The sequence below is a fragment of the Bacillus sp. M6-12 genome (genome assembly GCF_002860285.1).
Classification (GTDB): Bacteria; Bacillota; Bacilli; order Bacillales; family DSM-1321; genus Peribacillus.
Map to the genome: position 1 here is coordinate 1 of NZ_PGVF01000014.1, position 23980 is coordinate 23980.

General features: G+C 39.9%; 25 protein-coding genes, 1 tRNA gene and 2 riboswitches. Of the genes, 17 read left to right on the forward strand and 9 right to left on the reverse strand.

Annotated features, from left to right (window positions below):
- Nucleotides 1-43: 43 nt before the first annotated feature.
- Nucleotides 44-1231: an FtsW/RodA/SpoVE family cell cycle protein gene (locus CVD28_RS15125; protein WP_257985878.1), complete on the reverse strand. Its 1188-nt coding sequence runs from the start codon at nucleotides 1229-1231 to the stop codon at nucleotides 44-46.
- 354 nt (nucleotides 1232-1585) lie between these two features.
- A riboswitch (yybP-ykoY riboswitch) is annotated at nucleotides 1586-1735 on the forward strand.
- Between the two features lie 44 nt (nucleotides 1736-1779).
- Here CVD28_RS15125 and CVD28_RS15130 point away from each other — a divergent pair.
- The 4 genes from CVD28_RS15130 (at nucleotide 1780) to CVD28_RS15145 (ending at nucleotide 6148) form a co-directional block, all read left to right on the forward strand.
- Nucleotides 1780-2544: a TerC family protein gene (locus tag CVD28_RS15130; RefSeq protein WP_101594180.1), complete on the forward strand. Its 765-nt coding sequence runs from the start codon at nucleotides 1780-1782 to the stop codon at nucleotides 2542-2544.
- A 169-nt stretch (nucleotides 2545-2713) separates the two neighbouring features.
- Nucleotides 2714-3922 (forward strand): MFS transporter, encoded by a 1209-nt coding sequence (locus CVD28_RS15135; RefSeq protein ID WP_101593219.1) that lies wholly within the window; start codon nucleotides 2714-2716, stop codon nucleotides 3920-3922.
- Nucleotides 3923-4220: 298 nt separating this feature from the next.
- Nucleotides 4221-4964: an RNA polymerase sigma factor SigI gene (gene sigI, locus CVD28_RS15140; protein ID WP_101593220.1), complete on the forward strand. Its 744-nt coding sequence runs from the start codon at nucleotides 4221-4223 to the stop codon at nucleotides 4962-4964.
- Nucleotides 4961-6148: an anti-sigma factor domain-containing protein gene (locus CVD28_RS15145; RefSeq protein WP_101593221.1), complete on the forward strand. Its 1188-nt coding sequence runs from the start codon at nucleotides 4961-4963 to the stop codon at nucleotides 6146-6148. Before sigI ends, CVD28_RS15145 begins: the two co-directional genes overlap by 4 nt.
- Nucleotides 6149-6324: 176 nt before the next feature.
- On the opposite strand, the gene CVD28_RS15150 is transcribed toward CVD28_RS15145, so the two are convergent.
- Nucleotides 6325-6516 (reverse strand): alpha/beta-type small acid-soluble spore protein, encoded by a 192-nt coding sequence (locus tag CVD28_RS15150; RefSeq protein ID WP_101593222.1) that lies wholly within the window; start codon nucleotides 6514-6516, stop codon nucleotides 6325-6327.
- 332 nt (nucleotides 6517-6848) lie between these two features.
- Entirely contained in the window at nucleotides 6849-7178 is a 330-nt protein-coding gene (locus CVD28_RS15155; protein WP_101594183.1) for a DUF3905 domain-containing protein, read from the reverse strand.
- Between the two features lie 209 nt (nucleotides 7179-7387).
- Here CVD28_RS15155 and CVD28_RS28150 point away from each other — a divergent pair, with 209 nt between their 5' ends.
- Both CVD28_RS28150 and CVD28_RS28155 read left to right on the forward strand, forming a co-directional pair.
- On the forward strand, nucleotides 7388-7546 hold the full coding sequence (locus CVD28_RS28150) for a hypothetical protein (protein WP_180954179.1): 159 nt from the start codon (nucleotides 7388-7390) through the stop codon (nucleotides 7544-7546).
- A complete protein-coding gene (locus CVD28_RS28155) occupies nucleotides 7543-7698 on the forward strand; it encodes a hypothetical protein (protein ID WP_180954180.1) in 156 nt (51 codons plus the stop codon). The genes CVD28_RS28150 and CVD28_RS28155 overlap by 4 nt, the downstream gene beginning before the upstream one ends.
- Before the next feature lie 456 nt (nucleotides 7699-8154).
- Here the strand turns inward: CVD28_RS28155 and CVD28_RS15160 are convergent, their stop codons facing one another.
- The gene (locus CVD28_RS15160; protein WP_101593223.1) at nucleotides 8155-9918 is read right to left on the reverse strand and encodes a B12-binding domain-containing radical SAM protein; all 1764 of its coding nucleotides are present in this window, start codon (nucleotides 9916-9918) and stop codon (nucleotides 8155-8157) included.
- Nucleotides 9919-10198: 280 nt separating this feature from the next.
- Here CVD28_RS15160 and CVD28_RS15165 point away from each other — a divergent pair, with 280 nt between their 5' ends.
- The 3 genes from CVD28_RS15165 to CVD28_RS15175 are packed head-to-tail and all read left to right on the forward strand — an operon-like array spanning nucleotide 10199 to nucleotide 13097.
- Entirely contained in the window at nucleotides 10199-10915 is a 717-nt protein-coding gene (locus CVD28_RS15165; RefSeq protein WP_101593224.1) for a (Fe-S)-binding protein, read from the forward strand.
- Between the two features lie 35 nt (nucleotides 10916-10950).
- Nucleotides 10951-12378: a LutB/LldF family L-lactate oxidation iron-sulfur protein gene (locus CVD28_RS15170; RefSeq protein WP_101593225.1), complete on the forward strand. Its 1428-nt coding sequence runs from the start codon at nucleotides 10951-10953 to the stop codon at nucleotides 12376-12378.
- A complete protein-coding gene (locus CVD28_RS15175) occupies nucleotides 12375-13097 on the forward strand; it encodes a LutC/YkgG family protein (protein WP_219621200.1) in 723 nt (240 codons plus the stop codon). The genes CVD28_RS15170 and CVD28_RS15175 overlap by 4 nt, the downstream gene beginning before the upstream one ends.
- 148 nt (nucleotides 13098-13245) lie before the next feature.
- Here the strand turns inward: CVD28_RS15175 and CVD28_RS15180 are convergent, their stop codons facing one another.
- Nucleotides 13246-14304, reverse strand: coding sequence for an acyltransferase family protein (locus tag CVD28_RS15180; protein ID WP_101593227.1), 1059 nt, complete (start codon nucleotides 14302-14304; stop codon nucleotides 13246-13248).
- Nucleotides 14305-14969: 665 nt separating this feature from the next.
- Between CVD28_RS15180 and CVD28_RS15185 the strand changes: the two genes are divergently transcribed.
- Nucleotides 14970-17165 carry a PAS domain S-box protein gene (locus tag CVD28_RS15185; protein WP_101593228.1) on the forward strand — a complete coding sequence of 732 codons (2196 nt, stop codon included), beginning with the start codon at nucleotides 14970-14972 and terminating at the stop codon, nucleotides 17163-17165.
- Between the two features lie 231 nt (nucleotides 17166-17396).
- Here CVD28_RS15185 and CVD28_RS15190 read toward each other — a convergent pair whose 3' ends face one another.
- Complete coding sequence (locus CVD28_RS15190; protein ID WP_101593229.1) at nucleotides 17397-17936, reverse strand: hypothetical protein; 540 nt, start codon at nucleotides 17934-17936, stop codon at nucleotides 17397-17399.
- A gap of 173 nt (nucleotides 17937-18109) precedes the next feature.
- On the opposite strand from CVD28_RS15190, the gene CVD28_RS29305 reads away from it, so the two are divergent.
- From CVD28_RS29305 to CVD28_RS15210, 5 genes are all read left to right on the forward strand, one after another.
- Complete coding sequence (locus tag CVD28_RS29305) at nucleotides 18110-18220, forward strand: SPOR domain-containing protein (RefSeq protein WP_374702540.1); 111 nt, start codon at nucleotides 18110-18112, stop codon at nucleotides 18218-18220.
- Nucleotides 18221-18348: 128 nt separating this feature from the next.
- Complete coding sequence (locus CVD28_RS15195; protein ID WP_257985879.1) at nucleotides 18349-19233, forward strand: YitT family protein; 885 nt, start codon at nucleotides 18349-18351, stop codon at nucleotides 19231-19233.
- A 223-nt stretch (nucleotides 19234-19456) separates the two neighbouring features.
- Entirely contained in the window at nucleotides 19457-19864 is a 408-nt protein-coding gene (locus CVD28_RS15200) for a hypothetical protein (RefSeq protein WP_101593231.1), read from the forward strand.
- Nucleotides 19865-19934: 70 nt separating this feature from the next.
- The gene (locus CVD28_RS15205) at nucleotides 19935-20345 is read left to right on the forward strand and encodes a DUF2512 family protein (RefSeq protein WP_180954181.1); all 411 of its coding nucleotides are present in this window, start codon (nucleotides 19935-19937) and stop codon (nucleotides 20343-20345) included.
- Between the two features lie 48 nt (nucleotides 20346-20393).
- Nucleotides 20394-20840: a hypothetical protein gene (locus tag CVD28_RS15210; protein ID WP_101593237.1), complete on the forward strand. Its 447-nt coding sequence runs from the start codon at nucleotides 20394-20396 to the stop codon at nucleotides 20838-20840.
- A gap of 170 nt (nucleotides 20841-21010) precedes the next feature.
- On the opposite strand, the gene CVD28_RS15215 is transcribed toward CVD28_RS15210, so the two are convergent.
- Nucleotides 21011-21202: a DUF1272 domain-containing protein gene (locus tag CVD28_RS15215; RefSeq protein WP_101593239.1), complete on the reverse strand. Its 192-nt coding sequence runs from the start codon at nucleotides 21200-21202 to the stop codon at nucleotides 21011-21013.
- 343 nt (nucleotides 21203-21545) lie between these two features.
- Nucleotides 21546-21619, reverse strand: a tRNA-Arg gene (locus CVD28_RS15220).
- Nucleotides 21620-21828: 209 nt separating this feature from the next.
- Here CVD28_RS15220 and CVD28_RS28840 point away from each other — a divergent pair.
- Nucleotides 21829-22086, forward strand: a complete 258-nt coding sequence (locus tag CVD28_RS28840; protein ID WP_257985880.1) for a hypothetical protein — start codon at nucleotides 21829-21831, stop codon at nucleotides 22084-22086.
- Nucleotides 22055-22252, forward strand: coding sequence for a hypothetical protein (locus CVD28_RS28845; RefSeq protein ID WP_257985881.1), 198 nt, complete (start codon nucleotides 22055-22057; stop codon nucleotides 22250-22252). The genes CVD28_RS28840 and CVD28_RS28845 overlap by 32 nt, the downstream gene beginning before the upstream one ends.
- Before the next feature lie 70 nt (nucleotides 22253-22322).
- Here CVD28_RS28845 and mtnK read toward each other — a convergent pair whose 3' ends face one another.
- Nucleotides 22323-23510, reverse strand: a complete 1188-nt coding sequence (gene mtnK / locus CVD28_RS15230) for an S-methyl-5-thioribose kinase (protein ID WP_101593241.1) — start codon at nucleotides 23508-23510, stop codon at nucleotides 22323-22325.
- A 95-nt stretch (nucleotides 23511-23605) separates the two neighbouring features.
- A riboswitch (SAM riboswitch) is annotated at nucleotides 23606-23740 on the reverse strand.
- Nucleotides 23741-23980: the final 240 nt, after the last annotated feature.

A 23980-nucleotide genomic window follows, 5' to 3' on the forward strand; every position in this document is an offset into this window, starting at 1 on the left:
AAACAGGCCTCTAAAAAATCAATGATTTTTTAGAGGCCTGTTTTTACATTTGAATGTTCTTTCCTGTTTCCTGCATCTTTTTCTCTGCAAGCCTGTTTGACCTCATAATGACATTTTGGAGTATCCCAACGGATACCATTAATATCAAAAGGGAAGAGCCTCCGTAGCTGATAAATGGGAGGGTAATTCCGGTAATAGGAATGAGCCCTGAAACCCCGCCGGCATTAATGAACGCCTGGATGCCGATCATTGATGAAATCCCGATCATCAGGAGGGTTCCAAATGGATCAGTACAGCGTGCGGCAAGCACAAAGCCTCTGAGAACAATGAATCCCAGTGCACCGAGGACAAATAATACCCCGAATAGGCCGAGTTCTTCACCAATTATGGCAAGGATAAAGTCTGTATGCGATTCCGGCAAATATCCGTATTTCTGGACGCTATCTCCAAGGCCGAGTCCCTTCACACCTCCAGATCCGAATGCGATAAGGGAATTTGCCAAATGAAAGCCTTCATCCTTAATTGTTTCGGGATCAAATGGAGTTTTCAGGCCGGTGAAACGCGAAACCCTTTCTTTTGAAACAACCTCAGAAAAATTACCTGATATTATGATCACCAAGGAAATAACTGCGGCTAAAATAAGGGTGACGCCCAACAGTTTGCCAAGGCTTTTCAGTGACATTCCGGATGCAATAATAATTGAGCCTGCAATCAGCAAAATGATGAATGCAGTTCCATAGTCAGGCTGAACCGCAATTAACCCGCAAATGATTAGCAGCATGGTAATTGGAGGGACGACCGCCTGATCAATATTATTAATTAGGTGCTGACGCTTGCCAAATATCGCCGCCAGATAAATTATGATGGCCAGTTTAGAAAATTCGCCAGGCTGTATAGCCCGTGTACCTATATTAATCCAGCTTTGTGCTCCTCCTGCTGTATGCCCAATAAAGAAAATGAGTAACAGGAAACCAACAATACCGCTCATCATAAGCGCTAAGAATCTCTTATGCTGATACATTTTATACGGTAATATCATTGCTATAAGCATACCTAAAAAAGCAAATATCATCGCGGACTTTTGTTTTTGATAGAAGAAGTCCATTTCCTCGCCATAGCGGGCAACAGCAGTAACCATACTGGAGCTATATACCATTACTAAGCCGAATAAGCAAAGCAGCACAACAGTAATGAATATTGGGAAGTCATAGGCTTTGATAATTTTCTTCACGTGTATCACCTCTGTAAGCCTGCCGTTATACACAGGCGGCTATCTAAAATATTAATCCTTTCCTATTCTATTAACAATATAAATTTACCGATAAATTCCGCAAGATACGATTACATATTTGCCATTGTAGACCGCAGATGCCCAATTTGTCGATAAAAAATACTTTTTAGATATAATAATTTTTTAAGGAGAATTTCTTACGGGATTCTTTGAACTTTATTCAATGGTTTTTGCACATATTAAGATTCAAAGAGTATACTGAACGAGAAGGTAGAATGTCGTTCTGAAGAAGCGGCTTTACTGGAATTTTATAATGGACTTATTTTGGAAGTTTTAGATAATTGAATACTGTTTTTCCTTTACAAAGGGGAGTAGCGTTAGGGTTCGCCCTAAAACAAAGTCGTCATTCCATGGACTTTCCATCCATCGGCTTTGTTGGCATGAGTAGTGCTCAGCAAGACCTTTGCCTATTTGGCAGGGGTCTTTTTCTTTTGTCCTCATGCTAACAGGGGAAATGCAGAACACTAACTTGTTGGGAGTTGAGGATGTTGGATGCATCGATGTTACTGGAATATGGCTGGGTTTTAATTGTACTTATTGGTTTAGAGGGGATACTGGCGGCTGATAATGCTGTTGTCATGGCGGTCATGGTAAAACATCTCCCGGAGGAGCAGCAAAAAAAGGCATTATTTTATGGCTTGATTGGAGCGTTTGCCTTCCGCTTTGCTAGCTTGTTCCTCATATCATATCTGGTGAATGTCTGGCAGGTTCAAGCGCTGGGAGCGATTTACCTGCTTGTTATTGCAGCTCGCCATCTTTACAAGCGATTTGTCGGAAAAGCGAAAATAACAGATTTAAATAAACATCAAGAATCGCTCCTCTGGGTGACCGTTTTAAAGGTTGAGCTTGCAGATATCGCCTTTGCTGTTGATTCCATGCTTGCTGCTGTGGCACTTGCGGTAACATTGCCCAAATCGGGCTGGTTTACATTCGGAGGCATTGATGGCGGCCAATTTACGGTCATGTTCCTAGGCGGGATCATTGGCTTGGTTATCATGAGATTTGCAGCAAAAGGATTTGTTAAGCTGCTTGGGAAGAAACCTTCTTTGGAAACAGCAGCGTTTTTTATAGTGGGGTGGGTAGGAATAAAATTGGCAGTCTTTACTTTGGCGCACCCCAATATTGCAGTGTTTAACGAGCATTTCCCGGAATCGGCTGAATGGAAGCTGACATTTTGGGTGGTTCTGATTGGCCTGGCGGTTGGCGGATTATTGTTTTCAAGAAAAAAGGATGATTGCACACAAGAAGTATAGCTGCATACTTGAAGGCTCTGCAGGGAGCAGATTACTTTCAGGACCTTTGTTGTGGGGAAGTAGGACTCCGTATTGATTGATTGATGATTTTGCTGAAAAATTTCTAGACAGAAGGATTGGAACACATTAGTATATTTAGTACTACGAAGTAAATAAATGAGGCTGAAAAATGATTAGAAACAGAAATGTTTGGATTTTGATGAGCGGAGAGTTCGTTGCAGGATTTGGAATGTGGCTTGGGGTTATTGGCAATCTGGAATTTCTGCAGCAGCTTGTTCCTTCAGATTTTCATAAATCGCTCATTCTATTGGCAGGGATGTTTGCAGGTCTGCTGGTTGGCCCTTTAGCGGGCAGAGTAATTGACAAAAATTTAAAAAAGAAAGTCCTTGTTTACTCAGGATTGGTGAGGATTTTTTCTATCCTGTTTATGTTTATGGCGATTAGCTACGATCAAGTTGCCTGGATGGTCGTTTACATGGTTGTAATTGGTATTTCAGCAGCCTTTTACTTCCCTGCGCTTCAGGCAGCAATACCATTGATTGTTAAAAATGAGGAATTATTAAGCATTAACGGGCTTCATATGAATGTAGCCACAATTGCCAGAATTGCCGGCACTTCCATAGCGGGAATTTTATTGATTACTATATCGTTATTTAACTTGTATTTCTTCACACTCCTATCGTATATATTAATTTTATTGGGCACTCTTTTCCTGGAAATAGATGAAACAAAGGCTTTATCAGCTAAACATACAGTTAAAAATTCAACAGGGGGCTTCTCAGAGCTCATGCCTCTTCTAAAAACAATGCCTCAGGTGGTTATGGCTCTTTTCTTATTACTGGTGCCTACCTTATTCCTCGGAAGCTTTAACCTAATGGTATTGGAAATTAGCGAGCTTCAGGATGACAGTTCAATTAAAGGATGGCTTTACACTGCGGAAGGTGTTAGTTTTATGATCGGAGCTTTTATTACTAAAAGGCTTTCGAATGGAAGAAATCCCGTGAAAATCTTGAATGCTTGTGCTGTTATCATTGCCGCGGCCCATTTATCGCTTTATTTAGCTGACATTAAACTCGCATCCATAATCTCTTTTGCAGTATTTGGTTTTTCTGTTGGGATTTTCTTCCCGGTAGTGGCAACAATGTTTCAAAAGCAAGTTCCGAAAGAATACCATGGCAGGTTTTTCTCATTCCGCGGCATGATGGATAGGGTATTATTCCAGGTAATTCTTGTCACCGCCGGACTTTTTCTTGATACAATCGGATTCAAGAATATGGTGCTTTGCTTTGGATCTGTTTCAGTACTCCTTGTCGTATACTTTATGCTAAAACAGCCTCGCTCTTCTTCAGTGGAAGAATTCAAATCACCATCTGCTTAAAAACTCTATCTTTCAGATTAATTACTTTTCAGCCCCTTCATGCCAAATGGAGGGGTGTCTTTGTGTCTAGGACACTAGTCGCAGTACGCAAAATATTGTTTGCCTCTTGGACTTTGGAGCTTTGTAAGTCATGCTTTATTAAAGAGATGAGGTTATTTAATATTTTTCTCTTCAAATGAACAGGGATAAACTGCCATAGGAAAAGATAGTCCTTTTGCAGCTTTTTTTATTATTTTCTACCCCTAAAAATAGAATCGATTTAGCGTATGTTATAATGTGTCCTTAGTGAGGTGGGCAAATGTTTAGTATGTTGTTTACGCCATTAAAGCGCAAACGCAGTTTAGAAAACACTGTAATGGAAATTCAAGGCGGCAATCAGGAACTCCGCGAAGAACTCCTGGTCTCTTTTAAGCCTTTTATAGCAAAAACGGTGTCTTCTGTTTGCCGTAGATACATTACAGAATCTGATGATGAATTCAGTATTGGCCTGATTGCTTTCAATGAGGCGATAGATAAATTCATACCTGAAAAGGGAAGTTCATTGCTGGCTTTTGCAGAGACAATTGTTAAACGGAGGGTCATTGATTATCTCCGGAGCCAGGCCAGAAAGCAGGATCTATTACTGGAGTATAAAAATGATGAAGATCAAGAACAGAGCGAATCCTACCTGGAAACAGAGAAATCCATGCAGCAATTTCATATGGTCCGGGATGCAGAAAAAAGAAAAGAAGAAATTCTTCTTTATCAGAAAAAACTGCTGGAGTTTGATCTCGTTTTTTCTGATTTAGCTGAGAATTCTCCAAAACATGCTGATGCGAGGCAAAACGCAATTTCCATTGCAAAGATGCTCGTTGGAGATGAGGAACTAAAAGAAATACTGTTTGACAAAAAAAGACTGCCGGTCAAGCAGCTTGAGCAGAGGGTCAAAGTTAGCCGGAAAACAATAGAGAGAAACCGGAAATATATTATAGCCATTTCAATTATATTGGATGGTGAATTTTTTTATCTAAAGGATTATATAAAAGGGGTGCTTGAAAATTGAAAAAGGGTGTGGTATTGGACGTCGATAACCGATTCGTTACATTAATGACCCCCGAAGGCGAATTTATTAAAATGAAACGGAAAAAGCGGGATTCCTATGAAATCGGCAAAGAAGTCCAGCTGGTAACTTCCAGTGAAGCATACAGAGGAATCTTTCTGGGCTTAAACTCTAAAAAGGTGCTGACAGCTGGGGCTGCAGCCGCCATGCTCTTTGGGCTGACGTATCTCCCGTTCCTGAATAACAATTCTGTATCAGCATATATGACAATCGATGTAAATCCAAGCATTGAAATTGGGTTGAATAAAGGACTCGAAGTGATCGAGCTTAACGGATTAAATAAAGAAGGCAAGCAGATTCTGGAAAAATTGGATGACTGGAAACAACAAAACGTCCATGAAATTGCCAGTAAAATAATTCTGGAAACTAAATCCAGAGGTTATTTAAAAAAGGAAAAGGAAATTGTCTTTTCGACAGTTTTACTTGACCGGGACAATAAAGAATTAAGCGGTGAGCTCCAACAAGAAATGAAGCTGCTGGCTTCAGCCTCTAAAAAGGATGCCGAGGTAACAGTACTCGAAGGTTCTGCAGCTGACAGGAAAAAGGCGAAGAAAGAAGGACTGTCAACTGGCAGGTATATCGATAAAATAGAGAATAAAGACAAACCTGAAAGCGGCAAAATGTCTAAAGAAAAAAATAAGCCAAAAAAGAATAGTGAAACCGGCCAGCCTAAAAAGAACCAACCTGATAACAAAAAAATCATTCCGGCTGAGCCAAAACCTATTAAAAAAGAAGCTGCCATAAAACCGGTAGCTCCTAATACCTTTGAGAAAAATAAAAAAACCGGCCATGATGATCGAAATAATCATCCAAAAACGGTTAAAAAACCAGCAGCAAATCTAGGGGAGACAATCCCCCCAACATTGAAACCCTACAAAGCACCAGTGAAACCTAATCGCCCCGCTCATCCGTCTAAGCCTACAAAAGAAACAAAAAACAATAATGGCAATTCGGTTAAGCGGGATACTCTAAACCAGGTAAATGGTTCTAAAGAGAAAGAAGACAAGAAATCTGGTGACAAGGGAAATGACTGGAAAGATAAGGTATCCGGGCAAAAGAGAAGTAACATAAAGAATAATCCAAGTAATAAACAACATAACGATAACAAAGATAAAGATAAGGATTAATAATTGTATTGTTATAAAAGGGGATTATATAAGAAAGCAGGCCAGCAGTTGTCTTAGCTGGCCTTTTTCGGTTCTGTATTTATGCAAAAGGGGCATGCATTTTGCCACATTTGGAATGTGGATATAATTGAAGCAAAAATGATTGCTCCATTAATAAGCCATGCATATGAAATTTTTTATCTTCCGCGAAGCTCAGATTGAGCTTGAGCTATCAGGCGTTTTGTAATTTCTCCGCCAACAGATCCATTTGCACGTGAAACTGTATCCGATCCCAAGGCAACTCCGAATTCCTGGGCAATCTCATATTTGAATTGTTCGAGAGCCTGCTCTACACCCGGAACCAGAAGTTTATTTCTGTTGTTTGCCATTGCTGTCTCTCCTTATTTTCAGTTTGATGAGGCACCAATGCCTCTAAATATAGTATGGGACTTTAACATTGTTCTTACTTGCTGCTTGTCAGCAAAGTTAATGGAAAATCAGGTTATATTTTCATGAAGTTTGCTGTTTATTTTTGATTTGATAAAGTTAGTTAAAATTTTACCGGCTTATCAATAAAGATGTCTGATTACATTCAGAAGCTTTTTGGCTAACTAGCAAGAAGCATGTCATTAAACCACGGACTTGGCTTCTTATTTTATAAATTTTAACAATGGAAGCATCAGGAAGCACCCGTCAATCAAGCTTGTGTAAGCCGCACCTTTTAATCTGTAGCGCGGCTGCTGACTTCTTTATCCGGGTGCATAAAAGGATATCCTTGGGGCTTCCTTTGCTGTTCAAGCAGTTCCCTGTTTTCAGTTGTATTCCACCCTATATCATTTGTAGGATGTACCCATTGGTCGCCAGACATAACCTCGGGATCAGTTTCTTCCGTCCAGTTTTCAAGGGGGGAGTTTTCTGAGGCATACATGCTGTCACCGATTATGACTCCAGATGAATTTACAAAAGGAGAGGACATTTGAATTCCAGTGTTTTGGAAGCTGGGTGCATTTATCTGATGCGGCATTGCTTCATCGATTGCAGGCGATTTCATTTTTTCTTCGTCGTCCTTTCTCACTTCAATCACTCCGATAAAGTATCTTTTGCTTATCGTCTCCTGAATAACAGCAATTATCCGTTGGACCTCTAAAAGCCCCATATTCCTGAAATCTCCAGTGCCAGTATGATCCCAGATGTGTATAAATCTTATGCTTAAGGCCCCAAAATATAATGCTCGAACCTATGAAAGGAGCAATTGATAATATGAAAAGAAAAGCTGAACATAACGCAGCCGTAAAGGCGAGTCATACACCAACGAAAAATTTAGGGGAATCTGAATTCTCTGCAGAATTTACAGGGAAGGAAAATGTAATGAAGGCTTTTAACCGCAATTCCAAGCAGGGGAGAAAAGGAAGAGCATGAGAGAAAGAGCTGATAAGCGGCAGGAAGATAAGGCTGCTAATACTCGTGAAGAATTAGGCAGTGAGTTTGCCTTTGGAATAAATGCAGATAAAATCAATGATGTTTTAGAGATTTCGAAAAATAAAAAGTCTGACAAAAAGACAAATCAATGAGAAAAGCAAAAACGCCGGATCTATAATCCAGCGTTTTTGCATATTGTTTGTAGATTCGAGACGATTTTAACGTTTTTCTTGCAGTTTTGCACATATTCTGCATGGGCACCTAGCGGAGTATTCCTTATCGTCAAGTTACCGTGCTCTATTTTTCAAACTATTGTGGCTTATCATCGACTTTGTTACGTAAATTAACGTCACTAATAAGATATCGGTTATTTCCAAAGCTGCGAAATTTATGGAGAAGTTTTTGGAGACCGGGTATCATCGACTCCTTAAATTTTATCGTCAACTTCGAAAATTTATCATCGAGTTCGCGATTTTATCGTCCACTTTTAATTTTTTTCAAACACTATCGGTGAAATACCGATTTCTCACTATAAAATGACATAATCCGACAGAAAGTAGACTCTAGTTTTCCCAGCAGCTTTTTAAATCTTGCCTGCCGCCAGTACCTTATCTTAAGTGAGCTAATGCGCTAGTCGAAATAGGATAAATTTTTGCTCCAGTGCCCGTTGGATCAAAATAGGCAACCATTACGGACGGCTGTTTAATAATTTCACCTGTTGACAGAAACGCTTTTAAATCGAAAGGAACTTCCTCAAGCATTGTGTGTTTATACAGGTCCTTTTCAGAGAGGGAAAGTTCTGTAAACGCACTCCCCGCAAGGGATGGGTTTTCTATTAAAGAACGGTAAATTCCGGTTCTTTCGGTTTTATCATAAGATTGATCCCACCACGGTTTTCTCGGCTTATATTTTTGATTAATAAAATAATCATATTTCATGAGCCCTTCAGCCACGTCCAAATCGCTGAAATCAATATTTGATAAAAAGCTGTTCAGCCGCTTAAATAAATCCTCCAGCTGATGGCCTATTCTTGCCCACCCCTGCTGGTCCCAAAAAGTTCCGAAGTCCTGGAAAAAGTCAAATGGCGACAAAAATGCATGGCCAGCCAGAAACTCGATTGTCTGGTCCATCCTATGGTCATTCCAGTACTTTTCAAGGACATCTTCAACCTGTTTAATCCTCACAATATCATCAAAGCTTAGAACGCGATTTCCAAGAATTTCATAAGGAGAGTGGTTGCTATACACATATTCCCATTCAGCTGCTCTAATCCGCAAGCCAGTGCCGCGCAGCATTTTCAGAAAACCAAGCTGAAGCTCCTCCGGTCTCATGGCAAACACATCGTTAAAGGTTTTCTTGAATGAATTGTAATCTTCCTCAGGCAATCCGGCAATCAAGTCCAAATGCTGATCGATTTTGCCGCCTTCTTTGACCATTGTTACGGTCCTTGTCAGCTTTTCAAAATTCTGCTTGCGCATGACGAGTTCATTTGTGTAATCGTTTGTTGATTGTACCCCGATCTCAAAACGGAATAACCCGGCCGGTGCATTGTCGTTTAGGAACTGTATTACTTCAGGCCTCATGATATCCGCTGTAATTTCAAATTGGAACACGGTCCCAGGGTGATGCTCATCAATAAGAAATTGAAACATTTCCATCGCATAGCTTCTGCTTATATTGAAGGTGCGGTCAACAAACTTTATCGTCCTTGCACCGTTCTGCATCAAGTAACGAATATCATCTTTTACCTTCTCGCGATCAAAATAACGTACGCCGACCTCAATAGAAGAAAGGCAAAACTGGCAGCTGAACGGACAGCCGCGGCTGGTTTCAATATAAATTACCCGTTTAGACAGATGTGGAATATCCTCAGGAAATCTGAAGGGTGATGGAAGCTGCTTTAAATCCAGTTTATTTCGCTGTGGCATGATCCTGTTCCTGCCCTCGTCACGAAAGGCCAATCCGCTTATTTCAGCAAAATTTCCTTCACCGTGCAGCTCGGTAAGCAGCTGCTTGAATGTTTCTTCCCCTTCGCCGATTACGATGAAATCGGCCTGGGGAATCTCCTCAAGCCAGTCTGCGACATCATAAGTAACCTCGGGGCCGCCCAAAATAACTTTCAGCTGGGGATTTACTTTCTTTAGCAGCTCCACTACTTTTTTTGTTTCTTCGATATTCCAAATATAGCAGCTGAATCCGATAATATCGGGCTTTTTTGAATGGAGGTCACCGACAATATTCATAATCGGATCTTTTATTGTATACTCTGCCAGCTCGATGTCATATTCAGGTGAGGCATACGCCTTCAGGTTTCGAATAGATAAGCTTGTATGAATGTATTTTGCATTTAAAGTACTTAGTATAATTTTCATTTTTCAAAAATGCGTGGTGAGAACGCCTGGACTCCTTTCAAGATCAATAATATGATCCTTTAACTTACAAACACTAACTTAATATTTTATCATAGTTTTGCCATTTTCAATAGGTAAAATAATACCTACCCTGTTACAGCCTATTATTTTGTGAATAATGTTTGGATTTTTAACCGGAATAAGTTAGTGTCAAGAAAACATTTTCCTTTATCAGAAATTTCACATTATAATAGAATTGTCACGGTTTTTAAAGGGAGATAGGTAAAGGGAGGGATTCAGGATGAAGGTATCTCTGTTTGCAACCTGTTTGGTTGATATGTTTCAGACGGGGGTTGGGAAAGCGACCGTAGAAGTGCTGGAACGGCTGGGATGTGAGGTGGAGTTTCCTGGAACTCAAGTATGCTGCGGCCAGCCAGCTTATAACAGCGGTTATGTTAACGATTCAAAGGATGCTATGAAAAGGATGATTGAAGCCTTTGAACACGCTGAATACGTAGTGACACCGTCAGGTTCATGTGCTGCGATGTTCAAGGAATATCCGCACATACTCAAGGATGAAGGTGCCTGGGGAGAGCGTGCAGAGAAATTGGCTGCGAAGACATATGAGCTTACTCAGTTTATCGTCGATGTGCTTAAAGTTGAGGACGTCGGTGCAAGATTGCATGGTAAGGTTACTTATCATACATCCTGTCATATGACCCGCCTGCTTCATGTTAAAGAAGCGCCGATGATCTTGCTGAGCAATGTAAAAGATCTGGAATATATCCCGCTTCCTAATGCACACAATTGCTGCGGATTTGGCGGAACATTTTCTGTCAAAATGGGACAAATTTCAGAACAGATGGTAGACGAAAAAGTTGGACATATAGAGGAAACGGACGCTGATTACATCATTGGTTCCGATGCAGGCTGCTTAATGAATATCGGAGGCAGGATCAACCGGAAGGGCCGGCCGGTTAAGGTAATGCATATCGCTGAGGTGCTAAACAGCCGTTAAGGCACTCCATATTACAATTAAGGAGCGTGATAATCATGCCAATGAAAATAGGGGAAGAAACCTTTAAGGATCGAGTGGAAACCGGCATCAATAATGCATTTATGCGATCTGCTGTTTCAAGTGCACAGGAGAGGCTTCACGGCCGCCGCCTTGCTGCTGCAGAAGAGCTTGGAAATTGGGAGGAATGGCGAAATCATTCGGAGGAAATCCGGCAGCATGTTTTGGAAAACCTTGATTACTATCTTCTCCAGTTATCTGAAAACGTTTCAAAAAAGGGCGGACATGTGTTTTTCGCTGAAACGGCAGAAGAAGCCAGCACATACATAAAAGAAGTGATCGGTAAAAAGAATGGCAAAAAAGTTGTTAAATCAAAATCTATGGTTACCGAAGAAATTAATCTTAATCAGGTTCTTGAAGCAGCAGGATGTGAGGTTATTGAAACCGACCTGGGCGAATATATCCTTCAGGTGGATGACCATGATCCTCCATCCCATATCGTTGCGCCCGCGCTTCACAAAAATAAAGAACAGATTAGGGATGTCTTTAGAGAAAAACTTGGTTATAAGGAAACTGAAAAGCCCGAGGAATTAACGGCACATGCGCGAAAAGTCCTTCGGGAAAAATTCCTTGAAGCCGACATTGGAATTACGGGCTGTAATTTTGCTATTGCTGAAAGCGGCTCGGTCGGCCTTGTTACTAACGAAGGCAATGGGCGTATGGTAACGAGTCTGCCGAAGGTTCAGATCACTGTAATGGGGATGGAACGGATTGTTCCTTCATTTGAAGAGTTTGAAGTGCTGGTCAGTATGCTTACAAGGAGTGCTGTCGGACAAAGGCTGACCAGCTATATTACCGCATTGACCGGTCCAAGGCAGCCTGGGGAAGCGGACGGCCCTGAGGAATTCCACCTGGTTATTGTAGACAATGGACGTTCCAGCATCCTTGGTTCTGAATTTCAATCCGTTCTGCAGTGTATCCGCTGTGCGGCTTGTATCAATGTCTGCCCGGTATACCGCCATGTTGGAGGGCATTCATACGGCTCGATTTATTCCGGGCCCATTGGTGCTGTTCTGTCACCGCTTTTGGGCGGCTATGATGATTATAAAGAACTTCCGTATGCTTCTACACTTTGCGCGGCCTGTACAGATGCCTGCCCGGTGAAAATTCCGCTTCATGAATTGCTGCATAAGCACCGCCAAGTAATTGTGGAACGGGAAGGAAGGGCGCCGATCTCCGAAAAAATGGCCATGAAAGCATTCGGACTAGGAGCTGCATCCCCGGCATTATATAAGCTCGGATCTAAATTTGCTCCAGCTGCCTTGAATCCGTTTACAGTGGGTGAGTCGATTACAAAAGGGCCAGGTCCTTTAAAAGCCTGGACGGAAATCCGCGATTTTCCTGCTCCTCAAAAAGAGAGATTCCGAGATTGGTTTAACAATCGGGAAAAAGGGGGCAATCAATAATGCAAGGAACCATCCAGAATCGTGAAGCTTTTTTAAATAGGCTTGCCGGCAGGCTTGGAAGGGACACAATCAAAGAAACCATTGATCGCCCGGTCTGGAAGCATCAGCCGCAGCATGAAGTAATGAAAGGAGCTTCCATGGAGGAGCTCATAACTGTTCTGCAGGAACATTGTGTTCGGATTCATACTGACTTTTACCGTACAAAGGCGGGGGATTTGCCGAAAATCGTAAGAGAGGTGGTCCGGGATTTTGGGGGCGGCCCTGTCATTACCGCAAAGGATGCCCGCTTTGGCGAATTTGGGCTGTCTCAGCTCCTTACAGAGGAGTGGCCTGCCGAGCAAATGGAGGTAATCGAGTGGAATCCTGAACTCGCAAAAGAAAATATAAAGCTTGCTGAACGCTCCAACGTTGGCATTGTTTTTAGTGAGATTACGCTGGCGGAATCAGGTACAGTTGTATTGTTCAGCTCAGATGAAAAGGGCCGGTCCGTCAGCCTGCTCCCTCAAACATTTATTGCCATAATTCCAAAGAGCACAATTGTCCCGAGGATGACACAGGCAGCCCGGCAAATTCAAGCAAAGCTGATAAAAGGGGAAGTCCTTCCGTCCTGCATTAACTTTGTTACTGGTCCGAGCAACTCGGCGGATATTGAAATGAACCTGGTGGTTGGCGTCCATGGGCCGGTTAAGGCTGCATATATACTAGTCGATGATATGTAGTAACGACCAAAGCCTGTGGAACTTAACTATCCTAAATTTTCATAATAAGGAAAAAAACGCACCCCAATTGTTAGATGGTTGTCTAACAATTGGGGTGCGCTTCATTATCCGAAATTAATAATAATCCAGTTGCAGCAGGTTGGAAAAATCAATTATAGCTAGAGGTCTGATTTTTCCAGCGCTCCCTGTAGAATCGGATATATAGTACTAGTTTTTTATACAGACCCTTGAAACGGTTCATTTTCAGCTCGATAATAGGCTGGGCAAATGAAGCTATTACACTGCTTGAGAGAATCATAGTCATGAGCAAGGAAATTGCCGCAAGCAGAAGGAAGTTTTCAACGCTTGTAAAAAAGCCTGTTATTTCACTTTCCCTAAAGAACCGGACAATAAATCCATGAAGCAGATATACATATAATGTTTGTTTGCCCCATTTTGTAAAGAAGTACTGCTTACTTGGCACAAAAGCCAGGAAGCTAAAGACCATAATTAGGCTTACCATGTAAAAACCGAGCCTGGTCAGCATTGAAATCACTCCATGAGCTTCCAGTTCTGAGTATGGTTTGGAGCCAAGCAGCCACTTGTAATTGATGTCAGGATAAAAATAAAATCCGATAAATACAACGGCAAATATGGAAAAAGCGATAGCTCTGCCTTTTAGATGGACAAGCTGTTTTAAATGATCCCTGCGCAGATGATAGCCAAGCAGGAACATGGGAAAGAATACAAACGTTCTTGATAGGCTCAAATAATTGGACACTGAATCTACATAGCCGACTAACAAGGCAATGACCAAGGACGCTGCAAGGCCATTCACCGGTCCTGCCTTAGAGAAGGCAAGAAGCATTAAATTCCAGAAAAACAAGCTTATTAAAAACCAGAGTGACCAATGGGGGTTCAGCAAATCCATTTTAAAAGTACTTTTACTGTAAAGATAAAAATAGAAAATTGAGTAAATAATCTGGAAAATAATATAAGGAAGGATTAATTTCTTTGCAAATTTCCTTACATAGCCCTTTTCATAAATGCCTTTTGCAAAGAAGCCTGATACTAAAATAAAAGCCGGCATATGAAAGGTATAGATGGTTTTATAGAGTGAATAGATAATCTCATTGTCTTCAATAAAGGTCTTTAATAAATGGCCAAAGACGACAAAAAAGATGAGAATGAATTTCGCGTTGTCAAAATAGTAATCTCGTGGTCTCATAATTTCCTCCGTTTTGGAAGCCTTCAATTTTATAAAGCTTACTTCGTTTTAAGTATCCAATTTTACAACAATGTTTACCTCTTTTAAAGCCTCCAATTTTTACAACCATCTTTACCCATCTTTTTTAGGAATTAATCTTCCTGATTTTACCGGAAGTAAAATAGTATGGGGTGCAGTTAGAATTTCATCTGTTATAATACATAATAATTTCTGTTATATAAATAAGTATCCGCTTACAATTGGTGAAGAATAGTGTTTTCTTTCGCTTTGTGAAAAGTGTTTCAAAAAATTACTGCGGTGTTGATATAAATCTCAGCTGAACGAAATTTTTTTAATACAATAGCAATTAAGCAATTTGGCAGAACTTTATTTATTCACCATACAGAGAGAGTGTGTGTAAGGAACACAGCATTAATAATATAAATTGCAAATCAAAAAGAGCATCACTCCGATGCTCTTTTTGTATTCCTCAAAATAATAATGTTTATTTATATAGGCCCTTTTTCTCTTGCAGCTGATATGCACCTTGTGAATAAAATATCACTTTATTATTAAAAGATAAAAAAGCTACTTTTTAGCATTTTCAATAGGAATTTTCCATCTTCTTGTAGAATGATATAAATATAATCGTGCAAGCATTGCTTTTAATACGGGGTGAATTTTTAATGGCTGGAAGAGCAGGTCAGGAAACGACAGATAACTTAAAGGAGCTCGAATTGCTTCGAAAGCAATTATCTTTTTACCATGACTTTTTTGAAAATGTGGCAGAGGCGGCAGTCATGGTTGACTCGAAAAAACAAATTACCCATGTAAACAAAGCTGCCCTTTCTTTATTTGAAATGGCTAGGGAAGAGCTTCTTGCATATAAGATCACTGATTTTTTGCATGAGGTGCCGCCCCACATCCTCCAATATCAAGAGGAAATGATAATTAAAGAGGGAAATTTTACCGATGAATGGATACTTCGCCTCCCAAATGGCATAGTCAAACATGTTGAATTCAAATCATTTGACTATCCTTATGAAGGATATACAATTTATAAAATTAAGGATATTACGTTAGAGCGTACACTGGAGCGGGAACGCACAATTTCAGTCCAAATGTTCCAGGATGTGTTCCACCAGGCTGTAGACAGCATTTTAATTTTTGACCGGGATGGGGTCATTGTAGATGTAAATCCTGCCTTCTGCCATTCGATTCAAATGTCAAAGTTAATGGTAATTGGAGGCAAGATTCAAAATTTGCTGACACTGGAATCCGTTCCGGTATGGATTGAAAGCCTAAAGGAAGTCGAGCAAACGGGCTCTTCAGCAGGCCAGGTAGAGGTAGAAATTAAACGAAATAAACTAAGATTTGAATATACTACTAGCTCCAATATATTTAATGGTCTCTATATGTCCATTTTCAGGAACGTTACAGAAAAATATATGATGGAAAGCAAGCTGAAAAAAAGTGAAGAGATATTTGGGCAGCTGTTTGAGCTGGCAATTGATGCAATTGTCTTTTCGGATGAAAACGGTATCATTACCAGAGTAAACAATTCTGCTTGCAAGATTTTTGAGTCGACCAGGGAGGAACTGCTCGGCACACATGTTGCCAAATATACCGATAGGCTCAATAAGGAATACAGAAACCTAATAAGTGAATTTATTGAAACCGGATCTGTAAGGGGGGAACTTTTCTTTACTATGCCGAACGGGCAGGTAAAACTGCTTGAGTTAACAGCGAACTCCCATCCAAGTGAGGGCTATAATATAATAATTTTCCGGAACGTCAGTGAACGCTGGCGTATTGAAGATGAGTTAAGGAAGAGTGAAAAGAAGTTCCGGAAAATCTTTGAACGAACGATGGATGGCATAATTCTCTGGAATAAAGAAAAGATTGAAGATATAAACGAAAATGGGGTAAGGATTTTTGAAATAAATAAGGAGAAACTGCTTGCCTGGTCAATTCAGGAAATATTAAAGATGGTTCCTGAGAATACTTTCGCTTTGCAATCTTATATGGAAGAAGTCCAAAGCTCACAGGAACAGTTAGTAACCATCCCTATTACATTTCCCGATGGCAGGGTAAAACATATTGAATTCTCAACAAGGCCCTTTTTAAGCCAGGAACTCCATCTTACTTTATTTAGGGACATTACAGAAAAACTGGAAATGGAGGAACAGCTTCGAAAGTCCGATACGCTAAGTGTAGTCGGTGAACTGGCTGCAGGCATTGCCCATGAAATACGCAACCCAATGACAGCCTTGAAAGGGTTTATCCAGCTTTTGCAAAGCAGTGTCAAAGAAGATTTCTCGACCTACTTTAATGTTATTACTTCAGAACTGCAGCGGATTGAATCGATAATTACGGAATTCCTTGTTCTTGCCAAGCCGCAGGCAATGAACTATCAGGAAAGAAATATTAATGGGGTAATGCAGGACACCTTAGACTTGCTTGCTGCACAGGCCTTAATGCAAAATATTCAATTTGATACAGATTTTCAGGAAAACCCCTTCATCATTTATTGTGAAGGAAATCAGCTGAAACAGGTTTTTATCAATATCATTAAGAATGCCATTGAGGTCATGGCAAATGGGGGAGTAATCCATATTTCCAGCAAACGGTATAGAGGAAATTTTGTGAAAATATCAATCAAAGACCAAGGAATGGGTATTCCGGAGAAAAAAATCAAAAAACTTGGTGAGCCATTTTATACAACAAAGGAAAGAGGAACTGGCCTGGGCTTGATGGTAAGTTATAAGATAATCGAGGAACATAACGGCTGCATTGAGGTGGAAAGCGAAATCGGTGTAGGTACCACTTTTCATATTTATCTCCCGGTCAATAAAGAAGAGAATAAGTTTTCAAGGGAATAGGCTTTTACGAGAGAAAGCATCTGATGGCAAGGAAATTTGCTATTTCTGAAGGATGCGGAGGAAAAAACAGCTTTTTTGCCGTTTTTTGACGAAGGCAAGCCTGCTCTCCGTCTTTTCCTGCTTCTTTTCGCGCTTCTGATCAAGGTTCTTGCGGCTATTGTTCATAAATTTGGCCAAATAAAAAAAGGGAGCAGGGATAGATTCCAATGCTCCCTTTTTTATGCTGGAATTTTAAAAACCCCACATGGAGTTAAACCAGACGTTGTTTCTTCCATTCCCTTTTTTGTCTTGGTGACCCCGGCGCGAGTCATCGTCTCTTCTATTACGATCGTTTCGATTATTGTCCCTGTCTCTGTTCCTGTCTCTGTCCCTGTCTTCATCCCTGTCTCTATTCCTGTCCCTGTTCCTATCCCTGTCATTATTATTTCTGCCTCGGTTTCGGTTGCCGCGATTGCCGGATCCAATTCCTCCAACACCTCTGCCACCGTTATTCCCTTCAAATTCCTGATTCTGCTCTTGATCCTGGTCTTGTTCTGCCTCGGATTCTGCCCGGGAGAACACCCTTGTCCTTGAGTTAGAATCTACATCGATGTCCAGATCAATGTCAGAATTACCGCTGCATTCTAGCTTCGCGATGTTAGTATTCCGGTTCTTATTGGAAACCTCATTATCGCTCTCAACATCACTATCGCTTCGCGTATGGTTGTCTAATTCGAAATCAACATTAGAATTGCTGTCTGAACGTGAATCGCTATTTGAATTATTCCCCATTGTAAACTCTCCCTTCCTAAACCTATGAGTAGTATATTCATCAGCATATTAGGTGAATGGACAAACCGCCTGATTAATTCGTGGAATTTAAGGGCAGGATGGTACTTATGGATTAGGGGTATTTCCGCTGTTTACCTAACTTCAGCTCCAGCTCAATTTGGAGGTTAAAGTACATCTGGTATCCTGTATTTACCGGCCCCTTTGCCTCAAAAGCAGACGCTGAAGCGGGAGCGGCAAAGCTCAAAAAAGAATTTGGCTATTTAACCTATGTAAAAGAGGAATAGAGAAGGCTCCTTTCAACTGAGAGGGCTTCCTAATGGAGGCTAAAACTTCGAACTGAATTGAATATTTTTCTAAATCCGAGGATTACGGTATAATTTATATTACAAAAACATTATAAAGGCGTGATTATTTGGCTGAGGTTTTACCACTTAAAAAGCAGCATCGTAAATTAACCCCAATTAAAATAGTTCAGAGGGCGATATTAATTACGATTGGTGCATTGTTAATGGCAACAGGATTGGAAATCTTTTTGGTTCCAAACAATGTAATTGATGGAGGCGTAACTGGTATATCGATTATGCTTTCCCATATAACGGGAATGAAACTCGGTATCTTTCTATTTCTTCTAAATTTACCATTCGTCTATCTTGGATATAAACAGTTTGGGAAAACCTTTGCGATTTCGACGATCTACGGTATTATTATGCTCTCTATTTTTGCTACTTACTTTCACCCGATTCCGCCATTTACTGAAGACATTCTTTTGGCTACCATTTTTGGAGGGATTTTCTTAGGTATAGGAGTTGGTTTGGTTATTCGTAACGGAGGTGCGTTGGATGGTACGGAAGTACTTTCTATTGTACTTACAAAAAAATTGCCTTTTTCCGTTGGCGAAATTGTAATGTTCATGAACTTATTCATCCTGGGTTCTGCAGGTTTTGTTTATACATGGGACCGTGCAATGTATTCTATTCTTGCTTATGTAGTTGCTGCAAAAGCCATTGATATTGTGGTTACCGGAATGGAAGAGTCAAAATCAGTCTGGATCATTAGTGATGAAGCAACAGAGATAGGCGATACAATAACCCATCGGCTGGGACGGGGAGTAACTTACCTGTATGGGGAAGGAGCCTTTACCGGGGATGATAAGAAAGTTATTTTCTGTATAATCACAAGGCTCGAAGAATCCAAACTTACTACAATTGTTGAAGAAATCGATCCTTCGGCCTTCCTTGCAATAGCAGATATTTCGGAAGTGCGTGGAGGACGGTTTAAAAAGAGAAGTATCCATTAAAATGGGAAATAAGTATTAAGAGTCAGCATAGTTTTTATGCTGGCTTTTTTTGTTTAAGAAAAAATTCTAAGCCGCAAGTTAAAGGAAAATAAAGCAATGATATAGAAAAACTCCATCGCTTTTGCTGCTATAATTTGTAATTTTATAAAAATTTGAAACCAAGCCCCTATAATATACGTCTAATGTTTGTATGAGCAGTTAAAAGAGAGACGGGGTAAGGCGATTGAAGAAAATAGCATATGTTTTTGTTGCAGCTCTTTTTTTTATAGGTGTATTCTCAAGCCAGATTGTTGAAGCTGTTTCGGAATATAGTTCTGAGAAAGAAGTAAACTATACAGGTGAAAAGGATCCTAACAAAATTCGAAAGATATATAGAATGCATGAAGACATTAAAAATGGTGACATTAAGCCAATTAAGATTACTCCAAGTGAACACAAAAAAATAACACAATACAAATATAACATTCCAAATAAGAAAACTGGCTGTATTCGATTCGTTCAAATTACGTCTGAAGGGGATCCGTATGCAGTAACCGATTACCAATTAAAAGGTGAGAATATTTATTACCGTCAGGATTATAAAGATCCAAGCATACGGCAAATAGTTCAAGAGGAGTATTGTAAGATGTGAGAATGGGATAAAGGTTTCAAATTTATTTATCTTGGAAATAACACTGAAAAAGTCCTTGGAGGAAGAAGCAGTGGAGCATCTAAGATATTTTATCATTAAGACCATTGTGTCATTTTCAAGTGTTTTGTTAATTTTATTGCTGCTTACCAAGTTTTCTGTCATTGAAATTTCAAGCTTAGCTTTAATCTATTCGATTGTTGGGTATCTATTAATTGACATTTTAATCATACCTAGAATCGGGGAAATGATTGCTGTCCCTTTTAATTTCTTTACTTCATTTTTAGTTTTTGGCATCGGCTTAGATACTTTAGGTCTAAATAAAATTATTGTTCCCTGTTTAATTATTTCTCTTTTGCTTAGTGGAAATGAGTATCTTTTTTATATATGGTACGGGCAATCAAGACAATCTGCTATTAGACAGAAAAGAGTAGTGCTGCTTCATTCAAAATCTAAAGCAGTTCTTTTTTCCATCACATCATAATTCCCGAAGAAGTGGGCATGGTAAGGAAAATGAATGAGGGGATACCAGATGGTTTTAAGCATTGTCATAGGCTTTATCTTACCATGTTTAGTAGGAGTTTACCTTTTTATCAAAAATCCGAAGCTGATGATACTTTTTGTACCAGTTGGCATTGCAACATCTTTTTTAATTAACGGTATTGGTTTCACCTACTTCTGGAAATTAAATCACACTTATAAGGAAATGTTTTTAGCAGCTATGCCTTTTAATTTAGGTTTATTCCCTGTATTAGGCTGTTTATTTGTAGCCTCTATCCAATATAACAAGGTAAATAAATGGTGGGCGTTCCTGCTTTTTACTATTGTTACTACTCTTTTCGAATTGTTTGCCGTTATTAGGGATCAAGTAACATACCGGAATGGCTGGAATATATTTTGGACTGGGATAAGTTATTTGGTCGCTTACATTATAGCCTATACTTATTATAAGATTGCCCGCAGATATAATTTGATTTAAGTGCATATAAACTTTCTGGAAAATGACAGCCGGAAAAACTTTTTAGAGATACTACGTATGCTCAAATTGCCAAAGATTCAGCTGGATTTTATAAGTAAATCCAATCTGTACTGTATAGCGGCGACTATTACTAACAAAAAACAGGGATAAAATCATCCCTGTTAATCATTTTAAAGTGTGCATGCTTTTTGTGGTTTTAAAGGTCTTCTTACCAGTTCTCCACCGCAATTGGGGCAAACATTATTCATTTCTACAGTGCAAGAAGCGCAAAATGTACATTCGTGGACACATATATATGCTGGAGTATGATCCTCAATCTTAGAGTTACAACGTTCACACTTTTCTCTCATTTCTAAAGCCATAATAGTAAGTTCCCCTTTCAAGTATTTTCCATAGGAGAAATATAACATTTTTATTTACTTTAATTAAGGGACAGTTTGAAAATTAATGATGAGTACAGATCGCGGATAAGACAAAAAATAAAACTTCGCCTCAGTAAAAAATCTTCAGGTAGGAGACATTGTAATGTTTTCAGTTATGGGAAGATTTGATTGTTATGAAAAACTTAAAAAAACGGTAAGCTGCCATGGTCAAAGATGAACCTTTGACTTTCTATGTACAACAAAAAAACCCGCCATGATATCGTCTTGGCTGCCGGTTATTCACCAGATACCAACGATCATTTAACGGGTTTTGGATAGCTGACGTCCCAGATAGGAGTCGAACCTACGACCTACAGCTTAGGAGGCTGTCGCTCTATCCTGCTGAGCTACTGGGACATATAATAAATAAGACAAATTCAATTATATATTGTTTAAGCCATTAATTCAAGGGGAATTTCATGATATTTTTTGGATTGAATCCCTTATAGAAATAAATTTTGGAACTGTAAAGGAAAATTTAATTTAAAATAAGGCTAAAAATAGCTTCAATTGAAGATGCAAAAAATATTGCTGCTGTACATGTTGATAGCTGGAAAACCACATATATGAATATAGTTCCATTCGAATACTTAGGGTCACTTTCTTACGATGATAGAATTAAAATGTGGCAAGGAATTCTTTCGAAGGGCACTCTTGTGTATGCTGCTGAAAACTCAGAAGGACAAATTGTTGGTTTTGCAAATGGAGGCAAGGAGCGTACTGGGGAATTTAACGGAGACTGCGGAGAGCTGTTTGCTGTTTATATAAAAAATGGGGATTGGGAGAAGATTAGTGAACAAAGTAATGGGCGATTTAATAATTGATAATTTCAGGAATATGATTGTTTGGGTTTTAAAGGATAATCCTTCCCGGTACTTTTATGAAAACTTGGGCGGACAACAAATAGGCCAGGAAACAGTTGAAATCGGCGGGGAATACTTTGAAGAAATTGCTTATAAAATACCTCTGCATGCTGCATCCATAGGGTAATGGAACAGATCTAAAAGGAAGTCCTTTTTAAAAGATCCTCCTGTCAGGATGGCAGGAGGATCTTTTAAGTTTACAAAATGCCTTTTATCAATTGAAGAGCATCGTCTATATTTATTAAATGCTTTCTTCCTGTCATCAATTTTTTCCCCAGCTCAATTGCTTTTTTCTTGGCGGAGATTCTCCTGCCGTTATCCTCAACTCCATCCAGATCCTTTACGTGCGAAAGACCAATGCTGCGGCGGATCAGTTCACACCCTGCAAATCCAAGAGCATCCTGGAAGCTTTTATTAAGAATAAATTCAAGGTATCCCTCTGTTCCTGCAAAGGGGTCTTGATTATCTTCATTCCATAGTATTGTGTAATGGTCCTGGAATGTTTCCCACGCCTGTTGAACGTGGCTGTATATGTCTTCCCGGTATTCAGGTTCACGGGCAATGGCCTGGAAAATAAGGTTGGCTAAATATTGTCCGATATCAAAACCGATTGGCCCGTAAAAAGCGAATTCCGGGTCAATTACTTTTGTCTCTGTACTGCTTGCAAAAATGCTTCCTGTATGCAAATCTCCATGGAGGAGAGCTTCTTGTTCAGTAATAAAGCACTTTTTTAATTTAGCCGCTTCCAGCTGAACGGCACCATCATTCCAAAGTTGCTGGACGGCATCTGTAAGTTCATTTTCAAAGTCATTCGTTTCACTGTCAAAGAAAGGGTCAGTGAAAACAAGGTCTTCGGTTATTTTACATAGTTCAGGGTTGGTGAAATTTTTGGCCCATTCTTTTTTCTTGCCGTGTCCAAGCCCATAATCTGAAGTATGGAACAAGGTCTTTGCCAAATACTCGCCAATATGTCTGGAAAGCAGCGGATAGTTTTCTCCTGAAATCAGGCCTGTTCTCGCTATCGTTAAATGGGATAAATCTTCCATCACTGTAACCGCAAGGCGCTCATCGGAATAATACACTTTTGGAACCAGGTCAGGTGCATAGCTTCCGAAAATTTGCAGTGCGTTGGCCTCAATGACGGCACGCTTCAAAGTCAGCGGCCAGCTCTCGCCTACCACTTTTGCATACGGAAGAGCCTGTTTAATGATAATCCCCTTTTTTGAAAGATGGTCTGTTATATGAAAAACATAATTCAAATTGCCGTCACCGATTTCCTGGCACTCAAGCACACTTGTTTTCTCAAATAGTCCTAATCTTCTGGCCAGGGCAACTGCTGTTTCTGAAGTTAATGGCTCATAGCCTTGTATTGTATTGACTGACATGTTTCATTCCTCCCTGAGTATTGGAGGCTCCTATTTAGGGCAAATAGAAAAGCCTCTTTCGTGTAAAAAGAGGCTTGAAGCTGCAGTCTTCTCACCTCTTATCTGCCAGAAAGCATAGCTTTCTGATGGAATTAGCACCGTGCCTCTAAACTGCATATTCGCTGTTTAGAATGGATGGTCGGTTGCTGGGCTTCATCGGGCCAAGTCCCTCTGCCTGCTCTGGATAAGAGTAGTCTTACAATTTAGTTTTAAAAAAAATAGAAGGTATAACTTTTTTAATAAATACAAATGTCTAGCTCCAGCACCCAGCCCCTCGAGGTCATAAGCCAATCGCTTCTGGAGGCAAAAAACGCCTTCCGCCAGCGCTTGTCTTATGCTTGTCGGAGCTAACCAGGGCGCTTGCGCCTTTCTTACTTACGAAGAATAATAGCAATTTTGAAAATAGATTGTCAACTGAATTTTGAAAAAAA